At 63.8% G+C, this 21,068-nt stretch carries 22 protein-coding genes; 2 read left to right on the top strand and 20 right to left on the bottom strand.

Translation table 11 applies throughout. The features are described 5' to 3' along the window. The first annotated feature begins 11 nt into the window (after positions 1 to 11). Both EH240_RS20115 and EH240_RS20110 read left to right on the top strand, forming a co-directional pair. Positions 12 to 809 (top strand): FAD binding domain-containing protein, encoded by a 798-nt coding sequence (locus EH240_RS20115; RefSeq protein WP_125001788.1) that lies wholly within the window; start codon positions 12 to 14, stop codon positions 807 to 809. Between the two features lie 202 nt (positions 810 to 1,011). Continuing rightward, positions 1,012 to 2,034 (top strand): acyltransferase family protein, encoded by a 1,023-nt coding sequence (locus tag EH240_RS20110; RefSeq protein ID WP_125001786.1) that lies wholly within the window; start codon positions 1,012 to 1,014, stop codon positions 2,032 to 2,034. 396 nt (positions 2,035 to 2,430) lie between these two features. Here EH240_RS20110 and EH240_RS38055 read toward each other — a convergent pair whose 3' ends face one another. The 20 genes from EH240_RS38055 to EH240_RS20005 all read right to left on the bottom strand — a co-directional run bounded on the left by EH240_RS38055 (position 2,431) and on the right by EH240_RS20005 (position 21,068). Beyond that, positions 2,431 to 2,598 (bottom strand): hypothetical protein, encoded by a 168-nt coding sequence (locus EH240_RS38055; protein ID WP_167484084.1) that lies wholly within the window; start codon positions 2,596 to 2,598, stop codon positions 2,431 to 2,433. An 11-nt stretch (positions 2,599 to 2,609) separates the two neighbouring features. After that, positions 2,610 to 3,635 carry an acyltransferase family protein gene (locus EH240_RS20095; protein WP_125001783.1) on the bottom strand — a complete coding sequence of 342 codons (1,026 nt, stop codon included), beginning with the start codon at positions 3,633 to 3,635 and terminating at the stop codon, positions 2,610 to 2,612. A gap of 54 nt (positions 3,636 to 3,689) precedes the next feature. Continuing rightward, positions 3,690 to 4,379: a LamG-like jellyroll fold domain-containing protein gene (locus tag EH240_RS20090; RefSeq protein WP_125001780.1), complete on the bottom strand. Its 690-nt coding sequence runs from the start codon at positions 4,377 to 4,379 to the stop codon at positions 3,690 to 3,692. Between the two features lie 2 nt (positions 4,380 to 4,381). Continuing rightward, entirely contained in the window at positions 4,382 to 5,449 is a 1,068-nt protein-coding gene (locus EH240_RS20085; protein ID WP_125001777.1) for a hypothetical protein, read from the bottom strand. Then, the gene (locus EH240_RS20080; protein WP_125001773.1) at positions 5,449 to 8,571 is read right to left on the bottom strand and encodes a hypothetical protein; all 3,123 of its coding nucleotides are present in this window, start codon (positions 8,569 to 8,571) and stop codon (positions 5,449 to 5,451) included. Before EH240_RS20080 ends, EH240_RS20085 begins: the two co-directional genes overlap by 1 nt. Continuing rightward, positions 8,571 to 9,413, bottom strand: coding sequence for a baseplate hub domain-containing protein (locus tag EH240_RS20075; RefSeq protein ID WP_125001769.1), 843 nt, complete (start codon positions 9,411 to 9,413; stop codon positions 8,571 to 8,573). Before EH240_RS20075 ends, EH240_RS20080 begins: the two co-directional genes overlap by 1 nt. Beyond that, positions 9,410 to 10,711, bottom strand: coding sequence for a hypothetical protein (locus EH240_RS20070; protein WP_125001766.1), 1,302 nt, complete (start codon positions 10,709 to 10,711; stop codon positions 9,410 to 9,412). Before EH240_RS20070 ends, EH240_RS20075 begins: the two co-directional genes overlap by 4 nt. 3 nt (positions 10,712 to 10,714) lie before the next feature. Beyond that, positions 10,715 to 11,083, bottom strand: a complete 369-nt coding sequence (locus EH240_RS20065) for a hypothetical protein (protein ID WP_125001763.1) — start codon at positions 11,081 to 11,083, stop codon at positions 10,715 to 10,717. A 10-nt stretch (positions 11,084 to 11,093) separates the two neighbouring features. Continuing rightward, a complete protein-coding gene (locus tag EH240_RS40110; protein WP_206075295.1) occupies positions 11,094 to 15,464 on the bottom strand; it encodes a hypothetical protein in 4,371 nt (1,456 codons plus the stop codon). Then, positions 15,461 to 15,916 carry a DUF1799 domain-containing protein gene (locus EH240_RS38515; protein WP_206075294.1) on the bottom strand — a complete coding sequence of 152 codons (456 nt, stop codon included), beginning with the start codon at positions 15,914 to 15,916 and terminating at the stop codon, positions 15,461 to 15,463. The genes EH240_RS40110 and EH240_RS38515 overlap by 4 nt, the downstream gene beginning before the upstream one ends. Further along, complete coding sequence (locus EH240_RS20050; RefSeq protein ID WP_125001757.1) at positions 15,844 to 16,224, bottom strand: hypothetical protein; 381 nt, start codon at positions 16,222 to 16,224, stop codon at positions 15,844 to 15,846. The genes EH240_RS38515 and EH240_RS20050 overlap by 73 nt, the downstream gene beginning before the upstream one ends. 68 nt (positions 16,225 to 16,292) lie before the next feature. Beyond that, complete coding sequence (locus EH240_RS20045; RefSeq protein ID WP_125001754.1) at positions 16,293 to 17,219, bottom strand: phage tail tube protein; 927 nt, start codon at positions 17,217 to 17,219, stop codon at positions 16,293 to 16,295. Positions 17,220 to 17,221: 2 nt separating this feature from the next. Continuing rightward, on the bottom strand, positions 17,222 to 17,416 hold the full coding sequence (locus EH240_RS20040) for a hypothetical protein (RefSeq protein WP_125001751.1): 195 nt from the start codon (positions 17,414 to 17,416) through the stop codon (positions 17,222 to 17,224). Then, the gene (locus tag EH240_RS20035; protein WP_125001748.1) at positions 17,413 to 17,850 is read right to left on the bottom strand and encodes a phage tail terminator protein; all 438 of its coding nucleotides are present in this window, start codon (positions 17,848 to 17,850) and stop codon (positions 17,413 to 17,415) included. The genes EH240_RS20040 and EH240_RS20035 overlap by 4 nt, the downstream gene beginning before the upstream one ends. Next, positions 17,847 to 18,437, bottom strand: a complete 591-nt coding sequence (locus EH240_RS20030; protein ID WP_125001745.1) for a phage virion morphogenesis protein — start codon at positions 18,435 to 18,437, stop codon at positions 17,847 to 17,849. Before EH240_RS20030 ends, EH240_RS20035 begins: the two co-directional genes overlap by 4 nt. Continuing rightward, complete coding sequence (locus tag EH240_RS20025) at positions 18,437 to 18,868, bottom strand: gp436 family protein (RefSeq protein ID WP_125001742.1); 432 nt, start codon at positions 18,866 to 18,868, stop codon at positions 18,437 to 18,439. The genes EH240_RS20030 and EH240_RS20025 overlap by 1 nt, the downstream gene beginning before the upstream one ends. Positions 18,869 to 18,877: 9 nt before the next feature. Then, the gene (locus tag EH240_RS20020) at positions 18,878 to 19,066 is read right to left on the bottom strand and encodes a hypothetical protein (protein WP_125001739.1); all 189 of its coding nucleotides are present in this window, start codon (positions 19,064 to 19,066) and stop codon (positions 18,878 to 18,880) included. 26 nt (positions 19,067 to 19,092) lie between these two features. Next, positions 19,093 to 19,674, bottom strand: a complete 582-nt coding sequence (locus tag EH240_RS20015; protein WP_125001736.1) for an HI1506-related protein — start codon at positions 19,672 to 19,674, stop codon at positions 19,093 to 19,095. Between the two features lie 98 nt (positions 19,675 to 19,772). Continuing rightward, positions 19,773 to 20,081, bottom strand: a complete 309-nt coding sequence (locus EH240_RS20010; RefSeq protein WP_125001734.1) for a hypothetical protein — start codon at positions 20,079 to 20,081, stop codon at positions 19,773 to 19,775. 93 nt (positions 20,082 to 20,174) lie between these two features. Next, on the bottom strand, positions 20,175 to 21,068 hold the full coding sequence (locus tag EH240_RS20005; RefSeq protein ID WP_125001731.1) for a Mu-like prophage major head subunit gpT family protein: 894 nt from the start codon (positions 21,066 to 21,068) through the stop codon (positions 20,175 to 20,177).

The raw sequence follows: 21,068 nt of genomic DNA, 5'->3' as shown, positions 1-21,068 counted from the left end.
GAGAAAGACAAATGTACTCAGTCAACTACCATCGCGCCGCCTCGATCTCCGACGCCGCCAAGCTGCTCAAGAGCGGAGATGCCAAGCTGCTCTCCGGCGGCATGACGCTGATCCCCGCGATGAAGACGCGGCTCGCGGCGCCTTCCGATCTGGTCGACGTGTCGCGGCTGAAGGAACTGCAAGGCATCAAGGTGTCCGGCAAGACGGTCACCATCGGTGCTGCGACGACGCATTACGACGTCTCCGCCGACGAGAAGCTGAAGAAGGCCTGCCCGGCGCTTGCGCATATGGCATCGCTGATCGGCGATCCGGCGGTGCGCTACAAGGGCACGATCGGCGGCTCGATCGCCAACAACGATCCGGCGGCCGACTATCCTGCGGCACTGCTGGCGTTGGGAGCGACGATCGTCACCAACAAGCGCGAGATCGCCGCCGACAAATTCTTCAAGGGGCTGTTCGAGACGGCGCTGAAGGAAGGCGAGATCATCACGGCGGTGACCTTCACCGCGCCCGCCAAGGCGGCCTACCAAAAATTCCGCAACCCGGCCTCGCGCTACGCGATCGTCGGGGTGTTCGTGACCAAGGGCAAGGATGGGGTGAGGGTAGCCGTGACCGGCGCCGGCGATGACGGCGTCTTCCGCTCCAAGGAAATCGAGGCGGCGCTGGCGAAGAATTTCGACGCCTCGGCGCTCGACGGCCTGAAAGTGTCCGCTAAGGGCCTGATGAGCGATATCCATGCCTCGGCCGACTACCGAGCCAACCTGATCGCGGTGATGGCCAAGCGCGCGGTGGCCGCGGCCAATGCTTGAACGCTCTCAGCCTGGGTGAAGGAGGGGGCCGTCGCGGCCCCTTTTCTTTTGCAGTCACTACGGCTTGACCGGCAAGAATCGGCAAAACACAGCTTCGCACTTGCACAAAGTTATCCCGCACTGCAAAATAAATGCGGCGGGAAACGAAGCGGTTCCAGGCACGGCTATCCGTGCCGGGGCCTCGAGTTGCGAAGGGACGGGCATGACCGACATCTCCGCGACGGCCGGCGTCCTGCCGCGAGCCGCAGCCGACAAAGCGGCACGGACAAGGCTGGCCTATCTCGACGGCTGGCGCGGACTGTCGATCGCACTCGTGCTGATCGGCCACTTCTTTCCGGTTCCCGGCATCAACCTCGGCGTGCTCGGCGTCGAGTTCTTCTTCGTGCTCAGCGGGCGGCTGATGGGCGAGATCCTGTTCATCGAGCGCTTTCCGCTGAAGAAATTCTTCAAGCGCCGTTTCTCGCGTATCTATCCGGCACTGCTGGTGTTCGTGGTTGCCGCCATGGTCGGGCTTTCCGGCACCTTCATCGCCTTCAAATGGAAGGCGGCGGTGACGGCGCTGACCTTCACCTACAACTACGCCGGCATTCTCGTGAACCGCGCCGGCGCGCTCGACCATATCTGGTCGCTCGCCATCGAGGAGCATTCTTATGTCATCCTGGCGCTGATCAGCGTGGTGGTTTCCGGGCGCACGAATGTCGTGCGGCTGCTTGTGGCGCTGTCGCTGCTGGCGATGGCCAACGGCGCCATCTCCTACTGGGTTCTCGGTATGGACTACGAGACCAGCTACTGGCGCACCGACGTGCATATCGCCTCGATCCTGCTGTCGGCCGCGATCTGCCTGCTCAAGGCGGACGGACGGCTGCCGGCATTCCTGAAGAACCGGCATGTGGCGCTGGCGGCCGCCGCGGGCGCGGTCTTGCTTTTCCTCGATCCGGTGCCGACGCCGGTGCACTATCTGCTGGGCGTGCCGCTGCTGGCGCTTGCCGTCAACGCGCTCGACTTCGCCGGCGGCTATCTGACCGGATTGCTGTCGTCGCGGCCGATGGTGATGCTGGGGCTGTGGTCCTATTCGCTCTATCTGTGGCAGCAGCCCTTCTACAAATTCGTCTATGATCACGACGTCGCGCCGATCCCGATGTTGGCCGCGGTCTTCGCCTGCGCGCTGGCGAGCTACTACCTCGTCGAAAAACCGGCGCGCGGCTGGCTCAATCGCAATTGGTGAGTTTCAGTCAGCCGCCTTGTCGTTCTTTTGCGCGGCGAGATAGCGCCGGAGCCCGGCTTCGCCGCGCGGCGTCGTCCAGCGGTGGTTCCAGGCAAAGGCCGGCCTTAGCAGCGGCGCCAGGAATTTGAGGATCGGTAAGCTTCACATGCGTTCCGGTTGCTGACGGCGACAGTTCGGCCCGCCACAGGCCGTCGAAATCGCCGAAGGTCTTGTAGCGCGCAAAATCGGTTGGCACCTTCGCGCAACTTCACTTGGCACCAGTTCGCGCGCTGAAACGGCCGGGATAATGGCGCGGGACGGCCGCTACGCCGGCACCGCGACACTGACGCTGCCCAAAGGGGTCCGCGAGCGGCTATGGGAGCGGGTTCAGGCTGCCAAGGCCAAGCGAGTTCGAAGTCACCGATCTCCCAGCATTTGGTTTTCACCCAGGCATCGGTCGGCGGAAAAGCCCTCGACCGCGTTGACTGCGCCGGCGAGCTTGATGATACCGTCGCCGGCGGTGAGAACGGCATCTATGGGCCAGCGCCAATCCACGAAGCCGAAGCGTTTTGAAGGGCGTTTCAACTGGTCTTCAATCAGGCCGTGGCGGCGACTGCTTTGGGGACCATCCGAAGTCGATATGCCTTCAGCGGCCGTTCTATCAGCCACCACGATGCCGCAGCGATCGCGATCGATATCACCGCCGTCGCTGCGAAAGACGTATAGGCATCGAAGCGCGTTCTAAAGATCACGGCGATCGGCACCGACCAGAGGTAGATCGAATACGAGATCAGCCCGAGAGCGGCCAGCGGCTTGCATCCAAGAACCGCCGCGACCCTTGATCGTTCCTGCACAGCAGCCAGCACGAGACCGGCCGCACAGAGATCGACCAGAGTCCCACCGTGGAGCAACGGCCATGGTGAGCGAAACCGAAGGACGAGGATCGCCGCCGCCAAGCCGCATGCACTAACGATCCCAATGGCATCGGCCTGCCTTCCGCTAGGGCGCCACGGCAGATAAGCGATGGCCGCCCCCAAGAGCAGTCCGCTCATCCGGGTGTCGAAGCGGAAAAAGGTACGTTGCCAGTCCTGCCAGATGACCAGATCGGTCATTCTCCAGAGCGATGCAGCCACGAAAAGTCCGAGAAAGATCAATGCGAGTTGTCGATCGCCACTGCACCGCCGGCTGACCAGCAGGATCACCACAGGCCACAGCATGTAGAAATGCTCCTCGACCGAAAGCGACCACGTGTGTGTGAGCGCGACAGGATCGCCCCAGAAGGCTTTCGCATAGTCGGACAGATACAGCCCAGCAAGGACGACCTGCCGCCAGAAGTCCACTGGCGGGAACACCAACGGCGCGACAACGAGGTAACCCGCCAATAGAAGCAGCAGCGGGGGCCAAAGCCGGAGAGCTCGGCGGATGTAGAACTGGGTGAACGATATCCTTCCCGTGAGGTCTGCCTCACGCTTGAGCAGCGAGGTGATCAGAAAACCGCTCAAAACAAAAAAGATATCGACGCCGATGAAGCCGCCCAAGGCGAAAGGCAATTTGGAATGAAACGCCATGACCACGAGCGCGGCCAGCGCCCTAATTCCATCTAAGGATGGATTGTGCTTCACCCCACTCGCCCCGTGCGAAACGCGCTTCCGAAGGTACCATCTAGAACTTAAACTTCAACCTAAAACCCTCGGGTGATCGGTCACCGTCGGAGAGTTCATTTCATTCCACGGCGTGCCGCGCAGATCGATCGTCGCTCGCACCAGTGGCAGGTAAGCAAAGAGACTCGCCGGACGGATGCGGGTCGGTCTAAATCCCTTGGCTAGCGCGTTGAATTCATCTGCGTTGAGGGCTGCGGTCCAGAAGGCCACTTCAGCGATCTGGCCATTCGAAAATTGACTTTGAATAGTGCCGTCCGAAAGGCTTTCCGCCAGAGCGGCCATCCAAACGGATTTGTTCTGCGAAGCCGCCGAGGCAGCCGTCGTTTCGTTGGTGCCGCCAAACCACACTTTGAGGTTGCTCCCGTCGAAGCTCTGACCGAAAGCATACCAAGTATCGATAGACGGGGACGACGTTAAAGCAGCTTTGTCGTAGCTCTGATCAGCGCGACGCTGGACCGCTGATTTAGGAAACCCGGCCCCCGTATGATCCCAATAGAGCGTGGTCTCAGGGTTCTGATTGTTGGGGCCCGTGAAGCCATCCCCCATGATATTCATGGCTGCGCGCACGCTACCCTGATTTGGCGCAACAGATGAACGCACCCAACAATGTATCGAATAAGCATTCAGAAATGGATTGACGTTGCTACCGACGGAAACAGTGTTTGTCGAGCGCAACCAGTGGGAGCTTGCCCCGGAGTGAGCCATGCTTACGTCTCCCGCACCACGACGCGAAGCAATTGAGCATCGCCGGTTGCGGTGTCGTTGGCGACATCGCGCCGGATGCGCAGGCGGAACGCCTCGCCGGCCGCAAGGCTGTCCATCTGCGCCCCGCTGGTGAATGCGACAGAGGATTTCAGGATTTGCCCGCTTGTGCCTGGGACAGCGGCGGCGGAGATCGTCTGCGCCGACGCAAAGCTGTCGGCATCGATGTCGAGCGACGATGTATCAATGCGCTCGATCGCCGCGTCCCAGCCGATCGTTCCCGAGGTCGCGGTATCGGCCGCAAAGTAGACCTCGACGGTCAGGCCACCGCCAGCATAAGCAACGGGGAGCACGCCGCTGAAAATGGCGGCCTCCTGGGTCGTGGTGTCGAATTCGAGGACAGGATGCCCGTTGCGCGTGTCGAGACTGGCGAAGTTGGAGCTCGGCGGCTCGTTGTCGATCGGCTTGAAGACGATGAAGGGCTTCGTCGTGCCGCCGCCGCCGCCACCGCTGGTGAACTGGCTGAATGCGATCGCCGTGGTGTCGAGGGTACCGCCGCTGTTGGAGGTGCAGAGCCAGAGCGTGTCGGCGTTCGTCGTGCCTTCCTCGACGATGATCAGCGAGCCCGGATGTTCGTCGTAGGTGTCATAGTCGGCGGCTCGGGCGGGCGTGGCGCCGACTGCGTAGATGCCGTTCTGCTCGGCCGACGATTGGTTCTTTACAAGCACCAGGTCGTCCGTGACGAGGGTAATGCCGTCCAACGTGTCGCCATTGTTGAGAGCGGTCGCGATTGTGACGTTGGCGGTGGTGGCCGCGCGCACCTTGAATTTTTGGCCGCTACCGCCGCCGCTTGCGGCGATGGTGATGGTGTCGGCACCATCGTTGACCGAGATGGTAACGTTCGAGCCGTTGACCAGGGCCGCCCCGATGACGTCGCGGATTTGCTCCGGGAGCGCCGCGACGGCGCCATAGAGTTCGGTGAAATTCTGGTTCGCCTTGTCGAAAGCGTCGCGGACGGGATCGCCGGTGCCGTCGTCAGGTGCCGCGCCGATATTGATCGTTTGCTGTGCCATCAGGTTTCATCCGCCGTGTGGAGGGTGGTGTCGGCCGTCACACCGGTACTGTCGGCCGTCAAATTGTTGACCTTCACGAGCAGCTCGTAGCCCTGCATGGACTCGTAACCGTCGCGTTTTGCCGTGAAGCGCACGATTGCTCTGGATTGCCCCCCGAAAGCCGCCTTGGGCAGGTTATAGCTGGTCCCGGTCAGGCCATCGGTCGTTGAAAGCACCGCCCGCGTGAGCTCATGAAGAACGGCTATTGTGGTCGTCGCGCCGTCCTCGGCCGACACTGTAGCGTCGAGCCATTCCAAGGGCGTCATCTCGGTCAGCCGATTTCGCTCCGACCAGGTGGTTGCAACATAGGAGTGACCGTTGGCGGTGGCGTCGATGTAGTCGCCGGGAGCCAGAAAGCCCGTTCCCTCGACCTGGACGTTCGCCGGCCGCAACGGCCGGATGGCGCGGCTGGCGAATTCGACGGTGTCGGCCGGCGCAGCGGCCGGGTCGAGTGTGTCGACGCCGGTCACGGTCAAGAGCTTGACCGAGACGCTGTCGCCGGCGGTGTAGATCTCGAAATCGGTGTTGGAGATGTCGTCGAAGAAGACGATCGCCGCGCCGTCAGCGTGCTCCTGCGGCACCGTGTCGAGGAAGCCCCTGGCGATGGTGAGGGTGCTGCCGTCAATGTCGTCGATCCTGACGATCTCGCTCGTCTGCGGGGTCGGGCCGATTATGATGGCGAGCGTCCCCAGCTCGGCCACGTCCAGGTCGATCGCGCCGCTGACTGCGATCTCGGTTGCGTCGATCGCCAACGCGCCGCTGAGGAACGCGCCGGGCGCGAAATCGAGCGGGGTGCCGGCCTCGGCGTAGCCGGCGCCGGCGTCGACCTCGATCAGGGCGTTTGCGGCGTCAGGCGTTGGCGAAGCGCCGGCGATCTGCAGCACGCCGGCATTGGGGTTGCCGGTGAGAGTGGCCGCCAGGTCGGCCTCGCCCATCATCTGCCGCAGCTCGCGGTAGGGCATTTCCGCGACCATCCTGGGCGAGACCGGCAGCGGCGCGTTCGAAGGAGGCTCCCAACCGCCGCCAGAGGTGCCGTCGTCGGTCAGAGCAGCCGCCGGCAGCTTGAAGACGTCCTGGAGGATGCCGAGCCCGATCTTGTTGCTGCGCCCGTCGCCAAGGCGCTGGTTGGTGACGCGCATTACCTCGCCTGAGAGGCCGTGGCGTGCTGAGACCATCCTGAACGGGTCGCCGGGGTTCAGGACCGAGGCCTTGCGATTGGCGACGATGCGACCCGATATCAGGCCCGAGCCGAGCGCCACGACATCTCTCTGCCCGACGCGGATGGCGAGCGCCGCCACATTGATGCCCTGATAGTCGCGTGTCGCCGGCGGTTGCACCTTCGTGGCCCGCTGCTGCATGGCCTGGGCGATATTGGTGACCCGGTGGGCGCCGACCTTGCGCTTTTCCCGGTTGTTGTACTTGACGATGACCGAGCTGACTGCCTCGGAAGGCTGCCGGCGCTTGATCTCGGTGAACTCGATGATGTCGTCCTCGGTGAGGATCGGGATCAGGTCGATGTCATAGTCGTCTCGCACCGGCTTCAGCACAAACTTGCCGGTCGAGCGCGAGCCATAGAGGTAGGCGTCGACGCAGGGCAGCACCGTCGTCGACACGAAGGTCTCGATCTCTTCCTCGCGATACCATTTGAGGCTGAGCCCGAAGCCTTCGTCGAACCAGGTGTCGGCCGCGCAGCGGAAGCTGGTGTCGTCGATGTCGTCGTCATGCCAGCCCAGGCCCCAAACAGGGTCGGTCAGGCATTCTCGAATGATGTGCGCCGCATTCATGTCGTAGTAGCGGATCAGCGCGCCGGGGGTCATCGCGGTCTCGAACGCGCGACTTCCATCGACGTACCAGGTGACCTGCTCGCCACCGCCCGGCCTAGGTCCACCAAGGTTGTCGTCCGGCGTCGTGTCGATATCCTCAAGCGCATAGACGAGCGACGTGGCGCCAAAGCAGCGGTAGCAGTAGACGGGAACGCCCATCTCCGTCAGCTCGGCCGCTATGGCGACGGCCTCGGCGATACCCGAGTTGATATCCTCATCCGGACCACCGATTGTGGAGTTGACGTTGTCCCCGGAGAGAATGCACGTCGGCGTCTTCTTTGGGTCCGCGCCCTCGAAGAAGGCAACCGCCATGGACAGCGCCGCCTGGTAGTTCGTGTTGCCGCCAGTGGAAAGCCCGTCGATCCACTCGTCCAGCCCGTCAAGCTGATCGGCCGTGACGTTGTGATAGGTCCGACTGGAAATGACGGTTCCAGCAAAGGCAACGTAGCAGACGTCGTACTTCCTGCCGTCGTCCAGACCGTCCCGCATGACCTGGATGTTGTCATGCACGGCATTTCGCATCTCAAAATTGCGAAGACCGTCGCATGACTGCGATATGTCGATCGCCAGATACACTGCGAGATTGTCGAGCGACGTTGCCTCTGCCGGGATAGCGGCCTTTTCAGGGTACCATTGTTCGCTTCCGTCCGACTTTTTCAGGATGCGCTGGACGCGGAACTCCCACGGCTTGATGTAGTTGGACGTGCCGAGATAGACCTGACGCAGCACAACCGAAAAGACACCGCGGAAGGCCGAGATTTTCGGGCTGAGCTTTGCCGCAAGGTAGTCGTTCCGCGGCTGGTCGGGCGCGCCCATGCAGACGTCGATGTCGCCCTTGATGCCTCCCTCGCTCTGGTCGCCGCCGAACAGCTTCGATTTGTTGATCGTGATGCGGCCGCCCGCACTCTTGCCCTTCCAGGCCAGCTTGCCGCCGATCGTGATGCGCATCAGATAGTCCGGCACGCCGTGACAGACGCTGAGCTGCATGCCGAGCGAGTACTTGTAGCCGATCACCTGACGCGGACCGAAGAAGCCGTAGCGCCGAGCGCCCTTGATGGCGTCTTTCTTGAGGTCGCCGTGCCATGTGGAGTTCGGGCTCTGGTCGTCATTGGTGCCGAAGAACACCGGGATTGAACGACCTTCCTCGGCGGTCGGCGCGTTGAAGTCCTCCAGCGATTTCGGCTTCGCGTTCTGCGGCTTGGGCGCAAAGATCAGCTGCGCCGCAAAGGATAGGACCGCAAGGAGAATGTTCCAGAACATCAGGTGATGCTCTCGGAGAAGGGGTTGACGTCGGCCATGAATTCGTAGCCCCCAAATTCGAGGGTGTTGTCGAACTTGTCGCACCCGGTCGAACCGCTGCTGAGATCGCAGCCGGGGGCGATGAAGACGGCTGCCGACCCGTCGGCCGCCACCTTGTCAGCCAGTCCCGCGATGCCGCCGCCGATCAAGGTGAGCTGGTCGCCGACATGGTCGCCGACCCAGCCATAGAGGCCGTCATAGATGACCAGGCCGGCCTTGTACCATTGGTCGGTTTCAGCGGCTGCCTCGGCGACAGTGAGCAGCAGTCCGCCCGTCACGGCCGAGACGGTGGCCGGGACCTTCCAATCGTCGACGTTGAGGTTGCAGCCGGGGAAATAGAGCGCGTGGCGGCATTGGCGCATGTAGACGGCGGCGCAGCCGCTCCGGCGCATCGAGGTCGAGGCGTGCTCGACGGTGACCTTAAAGTTGAGCTTCTGATCCGTCGTGTCGACGACACGGCCTTTCCAGAACACCTCCAGCTCGCCATCCGGGTCGGAGTGATGTCCCCGCCAGATCGTGACGGTGACGACTTCACTCCCCGGCTTCTGCAGCGTCCGCGCATAGTCGTCGGACAGCGGGAACGTGATCTCGACGACGTTGCGCTCGATGTTGCCGGTCTGCTCGATCTCGGTGTGGGAGATCGACGAGTTGTAGAACTTCTGTGGCGACCCGGCTTCCTCGGGATCGGCCATGATTGGCTCGGGATCGGAGGTGAACCGCCTTTTGGTGACGCCGTTGTTGAACAGGTAGAGGAAATACGGCTCGCCGTCGTCGACCGAGTTTTCGGGGACATCGTAGCTCACGACGGCACCTCCATGACCGGCACGGAGACACTGGCGACCAGCGGTGCGGACTTCCCCGAAGCGACGAAGTTGAAGGTGACAGCGTCGCTGTCGAGGCGGACCTTGCTGAGATAGCAGAACCACAGGATCTGCGCGGCGCTGACCGAAGCGCCCAGGCTGGTGTTCAGCGTGATCTGGTCCTCTCCGCCGACTCTCGCGGCCGCCACGATCTGCCGGAAGTAGCGCGTGCCGCTCTTCAGCTCGATCATGACGTGGCGGCCGAGATAACCGGCCGGCAGGGCAGCGCGTTTGACGGTTATGACAGTGTCGGCCGCGCCGATCGGCGCCATCAGCTTCAGGTCGGAGTTGAAGCTCGGCAGCCAGAACGGCTTCAGCCGGCCGTTGCGGGCGTGCATCCAGACATAGCGCCGCCAGACGGCCGCCAGGCCCTCCTCGAGGAAGGCGATGGCCTGGCCAAAGTCGACATACTTGCGCTGGCGCTCAAGCGGAACGATGCCGAAGCCGTTGTCCTGGTACTCGCCGGCCTGGATGATGTTCTCGGAGATGTCGGAGATGCGCGCGGTCGGCTCGGTCAGGACGTCAATCGACTGATATTGCGGATAGCCGGCATCGCCCTCCAGCTTGACGTTGTCCTCGACCTGGAAGCGCGCCGTGACATCGACCGAGAGCTTTCTGGCGCGGCTTATGCTGAAGCCCTCGACTGGGCGCGCGACGCGCACCGGGACGATCGTCGGCGCGGTGAAGTCGGCGCCGATCGGCGCGAGCAGCTCGACATGATCATCCTCGACGGCGGTGATGAGCGAGAGCGCATAGTTGTCCTCGCTCTGCCAGACGATCAGCCGGCCGCCGACGCGCCAGTCGCCGATCGTCGTGTCGATCGCGATCTCGGTGTCGGCCGCCGACACATTGCCGGCGAGGCGAATGCCCTGCCACCAGATCGGGATGCAGATCTGGGTGCCGGCGCGGCGGCGCGCGAAATCCTTGGCCTGGCTGAACTGAGGCGGATCTAGGCGCACCGTGTTGCGCGGGTTCTGCCTGGGCGCCTTGCGGAGCGCGATGCGCTGCTCCTCCGTGTAGGACTGCATGAGGTCGGTCAGGCTCTCCAGCGTCTCGCTCGCGCCTACGTCCGGCCGGAACGGCCAAGGCTCATAGATGATCACCATTTCGGGCGAACCGAGATCAGGCGCGCCGGCGTCGAGATTGCCGGTCGAGAAATGATGGGTGAGGTGCATCGCCGGGGACGCCAGGTCAGGCGCGCCAGCGTCCAAGTTGCCGGTCGAGAACGCGACGGTCGCCATGGGTCACGCCGGCCCTGGAATGCCGATATCAAAGGCCGGCAGCGTCCAGGTATCCCCATTGTTGCAAGCCAGGACGGCATCGAGCGCCTTGGCGGCCAGCAAGCGGGAATTGACGGTGTCGACCAGAGCCCAGTGCGAGCCGTTGCCGTTGGCGCTTACGGCGCCATCGGTGATAGCCGAGACGGTGACCTTGCGCCCCGAAGGCGTCCGGGCTCCTGGCACGCTGATGGTCGGCGTATCCTTAGTGCCGAGCGAGGCGGTGAGCGTGGCGGCATAATCGGCCGGCTCCGACGAGCAGATATGCAGCCGGTTGCCGTGGTCCTTGATATACTGGACGCCATTGTCGAGGACGAGAGAGTTCAGGAATGACATGGGTTGCGTCCTATCCCGCCTGTCTGTTGATGAGCGCGACGGTCGCGCGGCCATCCTCGGACGTGAGCCACCGCTTGATGTCGCTGCCGTCCTGCACGTTGATGACGTTGGCCTGGAGCCTCAGTTTGTCGCCGATCTCGCTGACGATGCCCCTGATGTGCTCGCGCGTCAGACCGCCGCCAGAGCCGCCGCCGGCGGCATTGCCATTGGCCGCCCTGGGCGCGCGCAGCGGGTTGTGGTTGACGACGCCGAGCCGGCCGTCCGGGCCGCGTTGCAGCGGCATGATGGCTTCATCGCCGTCCTCGCCCATGACCCCGGTCCGGCCCGCCGACATCGGGAAATAGGTCGGCCTCGAGAACACATCACCTTTGGCGAACGGCACCACGTTGCCGTTCCTGAAGGCCGCGCCGTTGGCATAGAGGCCACCGCCGCCACCGAAGATATTCATGGCGGCGAGTGGCGAGATGTTCAGCATGCTGGACGCTGTAGCGCCGCCACCTCCGCCACCGAAAATGCTGCTGAAGATGTTGCCGAGGAAACCGAACGGGTTGCCACCACCGCCACCACCCGGCGCGGCCGGGAACTGGCCGAGCGCGCTGCCGAGCTGACCGAGACCACTCCCGAACTTCCCAAGCCCTTGAGTGGCTCCCAGCGCTGTATTGGCGACACCATCCAGCGCCCCACTCGCACGCCTGATGCTGGTCTCAGCGGCATCGACCCAGCTGAGGCCGACTTTGTTGGAAAGGTTACCCGACAGCATCTGAAGCTGCTGGCCGCTGTCTGTCATCCGGGTGAGGCCGGTGGCGAGGCCGACATGGCCGCCCAGTTGGCCGGCCAAAAGGCCTTTGCCCTCAACCAGCACATCGCCCTTGAGCAGATTGGCCGGGTTGATGCTCTGACCCCAATTGAGGAACGAGGTCGCGACGTTCGATCCAGAACCGGTGATGCCGATCTGCTTGAGCGACGAATTGACGAAGCCGGCGCACCAAGCCTGACTGACAGCATTGAGATCGACGCCGCCGGCTTTCAGGAAGCTGGTGATGCCGCCCAGGTTGGTGGTCTCACTGAAGCCGAGAAGCTTTGATGCCAGGTCGACAGCACCACCCTGCGAACCACCGCCAATAAAGCCAGTCGTGGTTGGGTCCACGCCGGAACCGAGTGGTGAGCCGAGGCCGCTGAGTAGCTTTGCCGCCGTCGCTTGAGTATTCGGGCCGTTCGTGTTGGCAGCGCCATAGCCGAGGATGTCGGAAAGCGTGGTGTCCGGTTTAAAACCTGGACCGTTCGGACCAAGCATGCTGCCGATGCTGCTAAGACCGGGGACGCCCAAGGGCGAACCGTTGATGAAGACGCTCGCCGCCTGCACCTGCATCGAGGCGACGGCCTTCTGGGCGCCGAGCATCTGCCCAAGCACGCCGCCGAATCCGCCGCCCTTGCCGCTCGCAGCGCCGGGGAAGATGCCGAGATCCGCGATCGTGTTGAAGTTGGAGCCGGTAAGCCAGTTCTTGAGCGGATTGGTGGCCGCCATGTCGAACACGGTCTTGGCGAGCTGCTGGCCGGCCTTCTTCAGCGCGTCCGTGATCGACCCGCCGCTGAACAGCGCGTCGCTGATGCCGTCGATGCCGTCGTTGACGGTCGAGAAGATGTCTTCCCAGGCGGCCTTGGTCTGTTTGAGCTGCTCGTTGTAGCGGATCTGCTGGGCGATCGCCGAGTTGGGATCATAATCGAGGCCGGCGCTCTTCATCGTCGATGCGACGGTCTGCTCGGTCTCCGAGCGGAACATCTGCTGCCGTTCGAACAGCAGCTGCTGCTGCAGGCTGGCGCGCGCGATCGCTTCGGCATTGTCCGCCCTGGCCTTGGTGTTGGCCCGCATCGCCTCGGCTTCGGTGCCGTAGAGCGGAATGCCCAGACGCCGGATCTCCTGCTCGGTCTTCAGCGCAGCGATTGCCCGATCGTGCGCCAAGGTGCTGGCGCCCACCAGGCCGAGCTCGGCGCGCTGCAGCTCGAGGTCATCCTGCTGGCCACGGATCGTAGACCGCGCCTGCTGGAGCGCCTGCAACTTGCCGTATTCGACGGCCTTGGCATGAATGCTTGCGATCTCGGCCTGGTCGGCCTCAACGCCGTTGCGGGCGGCGTCTTCCCGCACCTGGGCGAGACGCTCGTTTTCGAATCGGAGCGCCTCGGTCTCAGCCGTCGACTTGCCGATCAGGGAGACGTCGAGCTGGGCCGTTGAAATCGTCTGCTCAAGTGAGCGATTTCGTTCGTCCTGTGCCTGCTTCAGGGCATGCTGGGCTTCCAGCAGCGCCTTCTGTCCGGCAAGCTCGATGCGCAACCGGCGAGTGGCCGGATCTTCAGCACTGAAGGTCTGGGCGGCCTCTGCTCGCGCCGCGGCGGCCCGTTCTTCCGGCGAGCGCGCGGCGATGCCGAGCTGATCAGCCTTGAACTGCTGCTGCATTCGATTTTGAGACGCGAGAGCGTCACCGCTGAGAGCCATTAAGGCACTCGTTGGCAAGAAGCCGTGTTCAGGGAGGCGAATTTTTGCGAATTGATCCAGCATCCCTTCAAGCCCGCGGACCTGACGTTCGGTCTTAGCGGCCTCTTCGGACATCTGGAGGAAACGACCGATGGTGTAGCTGAAGTCGGGATGCGTCTCACCGAAGCGCTGCAAGGCCGAGCGCGCTTCGTTGATGCTCATCTCGCCCTTGGACGCGGAATCCACCATGCGGTCAAATTCGATGGCCGACTGATTGCGGCCTAATGCACTTTGAACGCCTTCTGGAAGCGAGCCGATAAGGCTTAGGAACCCGCCGCCAGAGCCCCGCATTTCGCTCAGGGCGGCCTTAGCCTGTTCCTGCGCTGCTTTTCTGGCATCTGCCAAGTTCTGCTCAAGCACCAGCCGGCCGACGCCGATGGATTCGAACTGGCTGGGTGAAGACGTCGCGGCGTCCCGATGGCGTGCCGCTTCCTGATAGGCTGGACCCAGCGACTGGATGATATCCCGCTGCTCGCTCAGGATTTGGTTGATGTCCTTAGCCTTCTCGCGCGTCATCGCATAGAAGCCGATGGCCGCCGCGGCAGCGACGCCAAATCCGGTCGCAATGAGACCGACCGTGCCAAGATAGGCTACGGCAGCCGAGGCAGCGGCTGTTGCCGTTCCTTTGAGCGCAGTGAGAGACCCCGCAACGCCGCCTTCGCCCATCTGCAGCGTCTGGAAGATCTGCCCGCCCTGCGAGGCCGCGATCTGGCTGAGCGGCGCGCCCATCATGGCCATGGTGACCACGTCGTTGGCTTGGTAGCCGAGGCCCTGCAGCTGTTGACCCGAAAGACGCGGGTTGTTGCTGTTGGCCGCCGTCTGCCGGCTCTTGATCGCGGCGATGCTGGCCAGCGTTGCCTGGCGCTGCCGGCCGATCGCCTCGGTCATCTCGTCCGTCGATATTGCCCCGAGACTCTCGGCCTGGCGAGCCTCCATCACCGCCGCCTTGTATTGCGCAATCGCCGCATAGATCGGGTTGAAGCGAGCTCGCAGCGCGTCGAGCGACTTGCCATAGGCTTCGATGTCGGCTCCCCGATCCGGAACGATCGTGACCCGATTGACCATGGCTTGCGCCGCATTCTTTTGCGCGGCGGCTACACCACTCAGAGCGCTAACCTGGCTGTTCAGCGCGGCCGTCTCTTTCAACCGGGCATCCGTCGCCAGTGAGGCGCTGATAGCCCCGACGCGCTCGGCCTGGTTGATCTCTTCGATCGCGGCCTTGTGCCGCGTCTGCGCTACAAACATCGGATCGTAGCGCGCCCGCAAACGGTCCAGCTCGGCGCCGTACGCCTCTATATCGGCCCCGCGGTCCGGAACGATCGTGACCCGATTGACCATGGCCTGAGCCGCGTTCTTTTGCGCAGCCGCCACGCCGTTCAAGGCACTGGCCTGGCTGTTCAGCGCGGCTGTCTCTTTCAACCGTGCTTCTATAGCCAATGAGGCGGAGATCGCCCCGACGCGTTCGGCCCGGTTGATGGCTTCGATCGCCGCCTGGTGCTTCTGCTGGGCCGCAAACAGCGGATCATAGCGCGCCCGCAACCGGTCCAGCGATTGACCGAACGCCTCGACGTCGGCCGCCCTCTGCCGATAGGTCGCATCATCAGCCTGGCCGCGGACCCCGGCAAAGCTGTTGGCGAGCTGCTGGGCACGGCGCTGGGCAGCTTCCTGGAGGGTGATTGCTTCCGTTGCACGCTTGGCAGACGCTGCGACCTGATCGTTCGCAGCAACCATGGATGCCGAGGCGCGACTGGCCTCGGCGCCGAGATCCCGGACGCCAGCCGTCGTCTGTTGCACCGCGCTCTTGGCGCCGGCGGCATCACCCGAAATGACGAGGGCGAGATTGAGGCTCATTCGTCGAGCTCGCCCATGGCTTCGAGCGCGGCGTGCTCCATCACCTGGATGTCGCTGAAGAGCTGGCGCTGGCGGACTCGGTCGCGGCGCTCAAACACCGACCTGGCGGAAGCGTAGTCGATGCCGAGCCAGATCAGGCGGCTGCCTTCGCCGATCGCCATTGCCACGGCACGCCATTGGGTCTCGCAGCCCAGGAATGCCATCACCGATTGCCAGTTGACCCGCCACACTTCAGTTTTCGCCTCTTCCTCGATTGCGTCCGCTTCAACGGAGACGCCGAGCTTGGCGAACTGCTCGGCAATGTCCGTGTCGATCGTCGCCGGCTTTGTCGGATCTTCGCGGCCGGCGCGGGCGAACGCCCACTCCCGCGCGACCGCTCTTAGTTTCCCTTTCGGACCTCGTCCGGCGCCAACGAAGCGGCATAAGCCTTGTAGAGGCCGCGGCTGAACCACGAGTACTGCAGATTGGCTCGCAGCGCCGCTTCGCTGAAGGGGACCTCTTCTTCTTCGCCGTCCGGCCCGTCGACCACGTCACGCCAATCCTTGCAGACGCGCATCAGCTCTTCGTGCTGGCGCTTTCTCTGCTCTTCCGGCGGCAGTGCGGCGATCTCCTTGAGCATGGCCTCGCCTTCGTCTGCCGGCATGGCCAGGAACTGCATCGTGAAGGATTGCGTGATGACCTTGCCGGGCTTTTCGCGATCGGGCATTTCGACCTTCACTGGCCACCAGTAGCGATACTCGTCGATCATTTTGAACTTCATGCGAAGGAACCTTTCAAAGGGGACTTTTAGGGGGCGTTGAAAGAGGCGGCGGCCGGAGCCGCCGCCGTCTACATCACGGTGATCTTGAACTCGTCGTCGCCGGCATCGGTGCAGAGCATGAGCGGCAGCGAATAGTTGATGATCTTCTGGGTCTGGCCTTCGGTGGGCCGACCGACCTCGACGGCAGGCGCGTCGAACTTGACGATGTTGCCCGCCACCGTGCCGTGCTGCACCGCCAGCGCACCGCGTGTGCGGGCCTGGGCGCGGGTGAACCAGTCGATCGTCGCCAGCGATCGTGCCTCGACGACGGCGGTACCGCTCGGGTTGCGGTCGACCAGCTGGATGTTCTCGTCGCCGATCAGGAACCGCGGTTCCACCTGGTTGGCGAGATCCAGCATCAAGCTCTCGGCCACGGCCGTCCAGCCGTGCAGCGACATGGTCGTGTTAGCCTTCGATACCGGCACCGGCGTCTGGAACCCGGTGAAGTCGGTTGTCGGCATAGCCGCGTCGGTTATTGGTCCAAGCAGCCCCTTGAAGCTGAGGGTGTAATGCGGGATCTGCTTGGGAACGAGGCTGACGCTCACGCTGCCGCGGCCGCCGACCATGGCATGCTTCACTCCATCGTGCATGAAGTAGTGCGTGACGGCTTCGAAGCTGCTCGAGAGCGGCTCATATTGAACGTCGGTGGCGACGGTGACCGTCTCGCCCAGGCCGCAGGCTCGCATCAGCACGCCGTATTTCGGGACGTCGCCGGCAGCACCGGCACCGGCGATTTCGACGTCGAACTTCAGCTCGGTGTAGGTTCCGACGAGGATCACGCCCTGCTGGCCGAGATAAGGCAGGAACAGGTCCCGCGAGACCTGGTCGCCGGCCAAGGGCGTGACGGTCACATTGGTGACCAGCATGGCGTTGGCCGCGCCAGTAGGCACCGGATCGGTGCCGTAGACGGTTTCGACCTTCGTCAGGATGGCGAGCTTGCGGTAAAAACGGGCCATGGTTACTTGCCTTTCCTGGCAGTCGGCGCGGAGACGGGCTCAGCGGCCGGTATCTGTTCGCCCGCCTCGGCCGCGGGCTGCTCGGCCGGCGGGGCGGCGGTAGCGTTGGGGTCGGTAAACTCGCCCTCGCGGACGAGCTTGCCAGTCGGCGTAGAACGGACATGCCGGCCGGCGAGCCGTGGCTCATAAGGTTTCATGACTGCTCCTCTTGGTAGTAGGCGGCACCGAACAGCTCGCGCTGCCAGACGACGCCGGATTTCATGCGCAAAAGGTTCCCGGCGGTGTGGGTGATCGGCTCGCCGTCCTGGCTTGCGGTCGGCACATAGCCGATCAGCTTGCTGCGAACCTTTTCCTTCAACGTCTCGATGTCGTCAGCCGCGGCGCCGCCCGAGTTGTCGGAGACGTTGCGCGTGACGATGATCACGGCGATATCGGCCTCGGTCCGCTGCAGCACCGGGCCGGTCATGCGCTCATTGGCGCCGCTGACCTCTTCCTCGGTCACCACGTAGGCCGCCGGCATTGCCTTGGGCTCGCCGCTCAAAGCCGAGTATGCAGCCGCGCCTTCGACCAGGCGGAACACCGGCGGGTCGATGTCCTTCAGGAGCTGCTGGATCTCGGCGTTGATCGTCACGGCCGGGCTCCCGAATCCTGGTCGGCCTCAGCGCGCAGCGCGTCCTCGGCAATATGGATGATCTCGGCGCTTTCCTCGTCGCTCAGGTAGAGGTAGGGCCGCACCGGAATGGTGATGGTGTGGGCGCCGATCTGGACGCGCATCGTCTCCTTGCGCTTTGCCGACGCCTTGACGAACCGCTTGCCGCGATTGGTGCGCCCGAGGTGAATGTCCTGCTCACGAGCCGGGATCTTCACCTCGCCACCGAGCTGATGGATCGCGGCATAGAGCAGGTTGGTGCCCACTGCCGCCTCGGTGTCGGTCGCTTCGCCGGTGATCGAGCTATAGAGCCGGGTGGTGTCGCGCAGGATGTGCCCGGTGCCACGCTGCCGGCGGCCGATGCGGCGGGCGGCGGTGCGCGGGCTGAGCGGCTGCCATTTGCCGGCCGGGCCCGTCTCGCGCTCGAAATGGCGCTGTGTCGTCGTGACCAGGAAGGCGGCGATCGCCGACATGATCGGCGCCGGATGATCGGCCAGGCGATCGAGGCGGTCGAGCGTCGCAAGCACGGCCTGGTCGACGACGCGAAGCTGGATGCCCTCGGTGGCCATCAAAACCCCTTCAGGCTGTCGCGGGTGAAGACACGGTTCGGTGCGCTGGTCTTGATCGCGCCGCCGCCGGCCTGCTCGGGCAGCGCGCCGCCGTCATCGATCGCGACCAGGCCCTTGGACACATTGATCAGCCAAGCGATCGCGTTGTTGTAGTTGCGGGTGACGATCGAGTCCTTGTCGGCCGCCTCGCCATGCAGGAAGTAGCGCGCGAGATCGGCGGCGATCTTCACCAGGATGGGCGGCACCACGGTCAGCGGCAGCGAATACTGCTTGCCGATATAGCCGTCGATCATGCCGTCAGCGTCGGCAAGCGCCCGGCCGACCACGACCGCGTCGATCGTGCTCGGCGGGACATTCGTCCGGTCGGTCAGCTGCTCGAGCTCGGTAGAGCCGAAGCGGTCGACCAGATCCTGGCTGACGGCGTAAGTCATGGTGCGGTGCTAGGCCTGCTTGTCGCCGAGGTATTCCTCGTAGACCGAAAAGGAGTTGTCCTTGCCATGGTGGAGGTTGAACGACTTCTCCTCCTGTGGATTGACCGCGATAGGCTCGCCGTATGGCTGGCCGTCGAGGATGTGTTGCACCGTGGCGCGATAGTTGCCGTTCACGTGGACTTTGACGGTTGTAGTCATCGGTTCTTTCCCTTGCTTATTGAACTTCAGATCAGCTCCACCGTCAGGTTCGGCTCGGCGAAGATTGCCTCCAGTTGCTCGGGGCCGGCGAAGGCTTCGGCCGGATGTTCGGTCGGCGCCTTGGAATGGGCCATGCCACCCCGCCGGAACCCATCGACCTTCGACTTGATGCGCAGCCCGGTCACCGGTTCGCCGTGCTCCGCATGCCATGCCTCGAAGGCCGCCGTGAGACGCGGGAACTTGGCGCGGAATTCCGCTTCGGCGTCCGGCCGATCGGCTGCCGGCGGGAACATCGCATCCATATCGAACTCGGCCGATCCTGCGGAGCCGGCCGTATTGCCCGCTCCGCCCTGGTCGTCGCTCTCGGGGGGATCATCCGTCGAATTGGTCCCCGTCGCCGCTCCCGGCAACGGGGCATCCGGACCAGCGAGGCTTGCCGCCGGCTCGGATGAACGCCCGGCGGCATCAAGCCCAGCCGCCGGGGTGGGCTTTGCCGTGTTGGCGGCGGCGCCCTCTGAAATCAGCTTCTCGTTCGCGGACGACGGCTGTTCGGAGAAGGTGGTCTCCGGCTGGACGATCAGCTTCGAAGTCTTGGCGGATTTTGCCATCGTTCAATCCTCGTTTTCGGGTCTTTGAAAAGGAGCCGGGCGGCTGCTTTTCGAAAACCCGCCGGCCGAGGCCGGCAGGATCTTCGGCAGGTCTACGGTCAACCAGGTGGAGATCGGCCAAGCCCGGAGAAGTGCTGCGGATCGACATGACGGCTGAGGTGGCGCTCGCGCCTCCAGTCACCGGCAATGATCCCGGAGGCAAACACCAGCAACGAAATCACCAGCATCGCCAGGACGATCGTGACATCGCGCATGGCATCGGCGACGACACTGGCGGTGAGCCAGTCGGCAGCACCTGCCCAGCTGGAAGGGCGAGGCAAGTAGATCTCGCCGCCGGCGCTGGCAACGGCAACGAACGCGACGGCAGATGCCAGGCATAAAAACTGAAGAGATCGAAAGAGCTTCATCGGATTTCCTCTTGGACATTGACCCAACTGCTTCCGAAAGACCTGCCGGCATCCGTTGGGGTGATGCCGGCAGGTGAAAAGGTTCCGGGCCGATCAGGCCAGCCAGGGAACGACGAGCAGCTCGGCGGTGCCCTTCCACTCGTTGGTCTCGCCGCCGGCGGCATAGTCGGAATTGACGATCTTGCGGGCGGCGCTTTCGAGCGACGGGGGAACGACCAGCAGGTCCGGCATGACGCCGATCGGCCGGCCATAGTCGCCCTTCATGGACGACAGGGCGGCGCGCGCCGTGGCGTAGTGCGTCGCGTCGAGCGTCTGCTTGGAACCCCAGCACCACTGCCAGAAGCCGAATCCGACCGCCCAGCGGCCGTCAGCTCCGTAGAGGAACTGCTTGTTCATGAAGACGTTGTCGTCTTCCGGACGGTCCTTGCTGACGAACTGGGCTTCCTTGCGGACCTGCAGGATCAGCGGATTGATCGGCTGCTTGCTGTCGATGAGGAACCAGGGCGTGCCGGCGCCGCCATCGGTGTTGGCGACGGAGGTCTCGGCGCCGTCCGCGTCGAGGACGACGTGGTCGGTGTCGAAGAAATACTGATCGTCATAGCACTCGGTGGCGAACCCGGCCTTCAGCGCGCCGAAGACCAGCGTGTCCTTGCTGGAACCGACCGCCCGGCCCATGGCGGTGAAACGCGGCGCGTAGATGCCGAGGTTGTCGTCCTCGATGTCGTCGCGGTCGACGCCGATCGTCTCTTCGTAGGGCTTGTTCTCGATGGCGTAGTCGTACTGCTTGAGACCATGCACCTGGCGCGGGCCGATCCATTCGCGCATGCCCGGCAGGTCGCCCAGCCAGCCGTACTTGTTGGAACGCGTGGTCGAGGTGAAGCGGGTGGCGATGCGCTGCCACTGGCTGGGCGCCTGGCCGAGACCGGCCTGGAAGGCGGTCGAGAAGCCGGCGCGCAGCGCGTCGAGATTGGCGGCATTGACGAGCAT

The organism is Mesorhizobium tamadayense, from assembly GCF_003863365.1.
In the GTDB taxonomy this organism is placed as follows: domain Bacteria; phylum Pseudomonadota; class Alphaproteobacteria; order Rhizobiales; family Rhizobiaceae; genus Mesorhizobium; species Mesorhizobium tamadayense.
The sequence above is the reverse complement of the archived record's forward strand: the minus strand, read 5'-3'. Positions and strand labels throughout refer to the sequence as shown.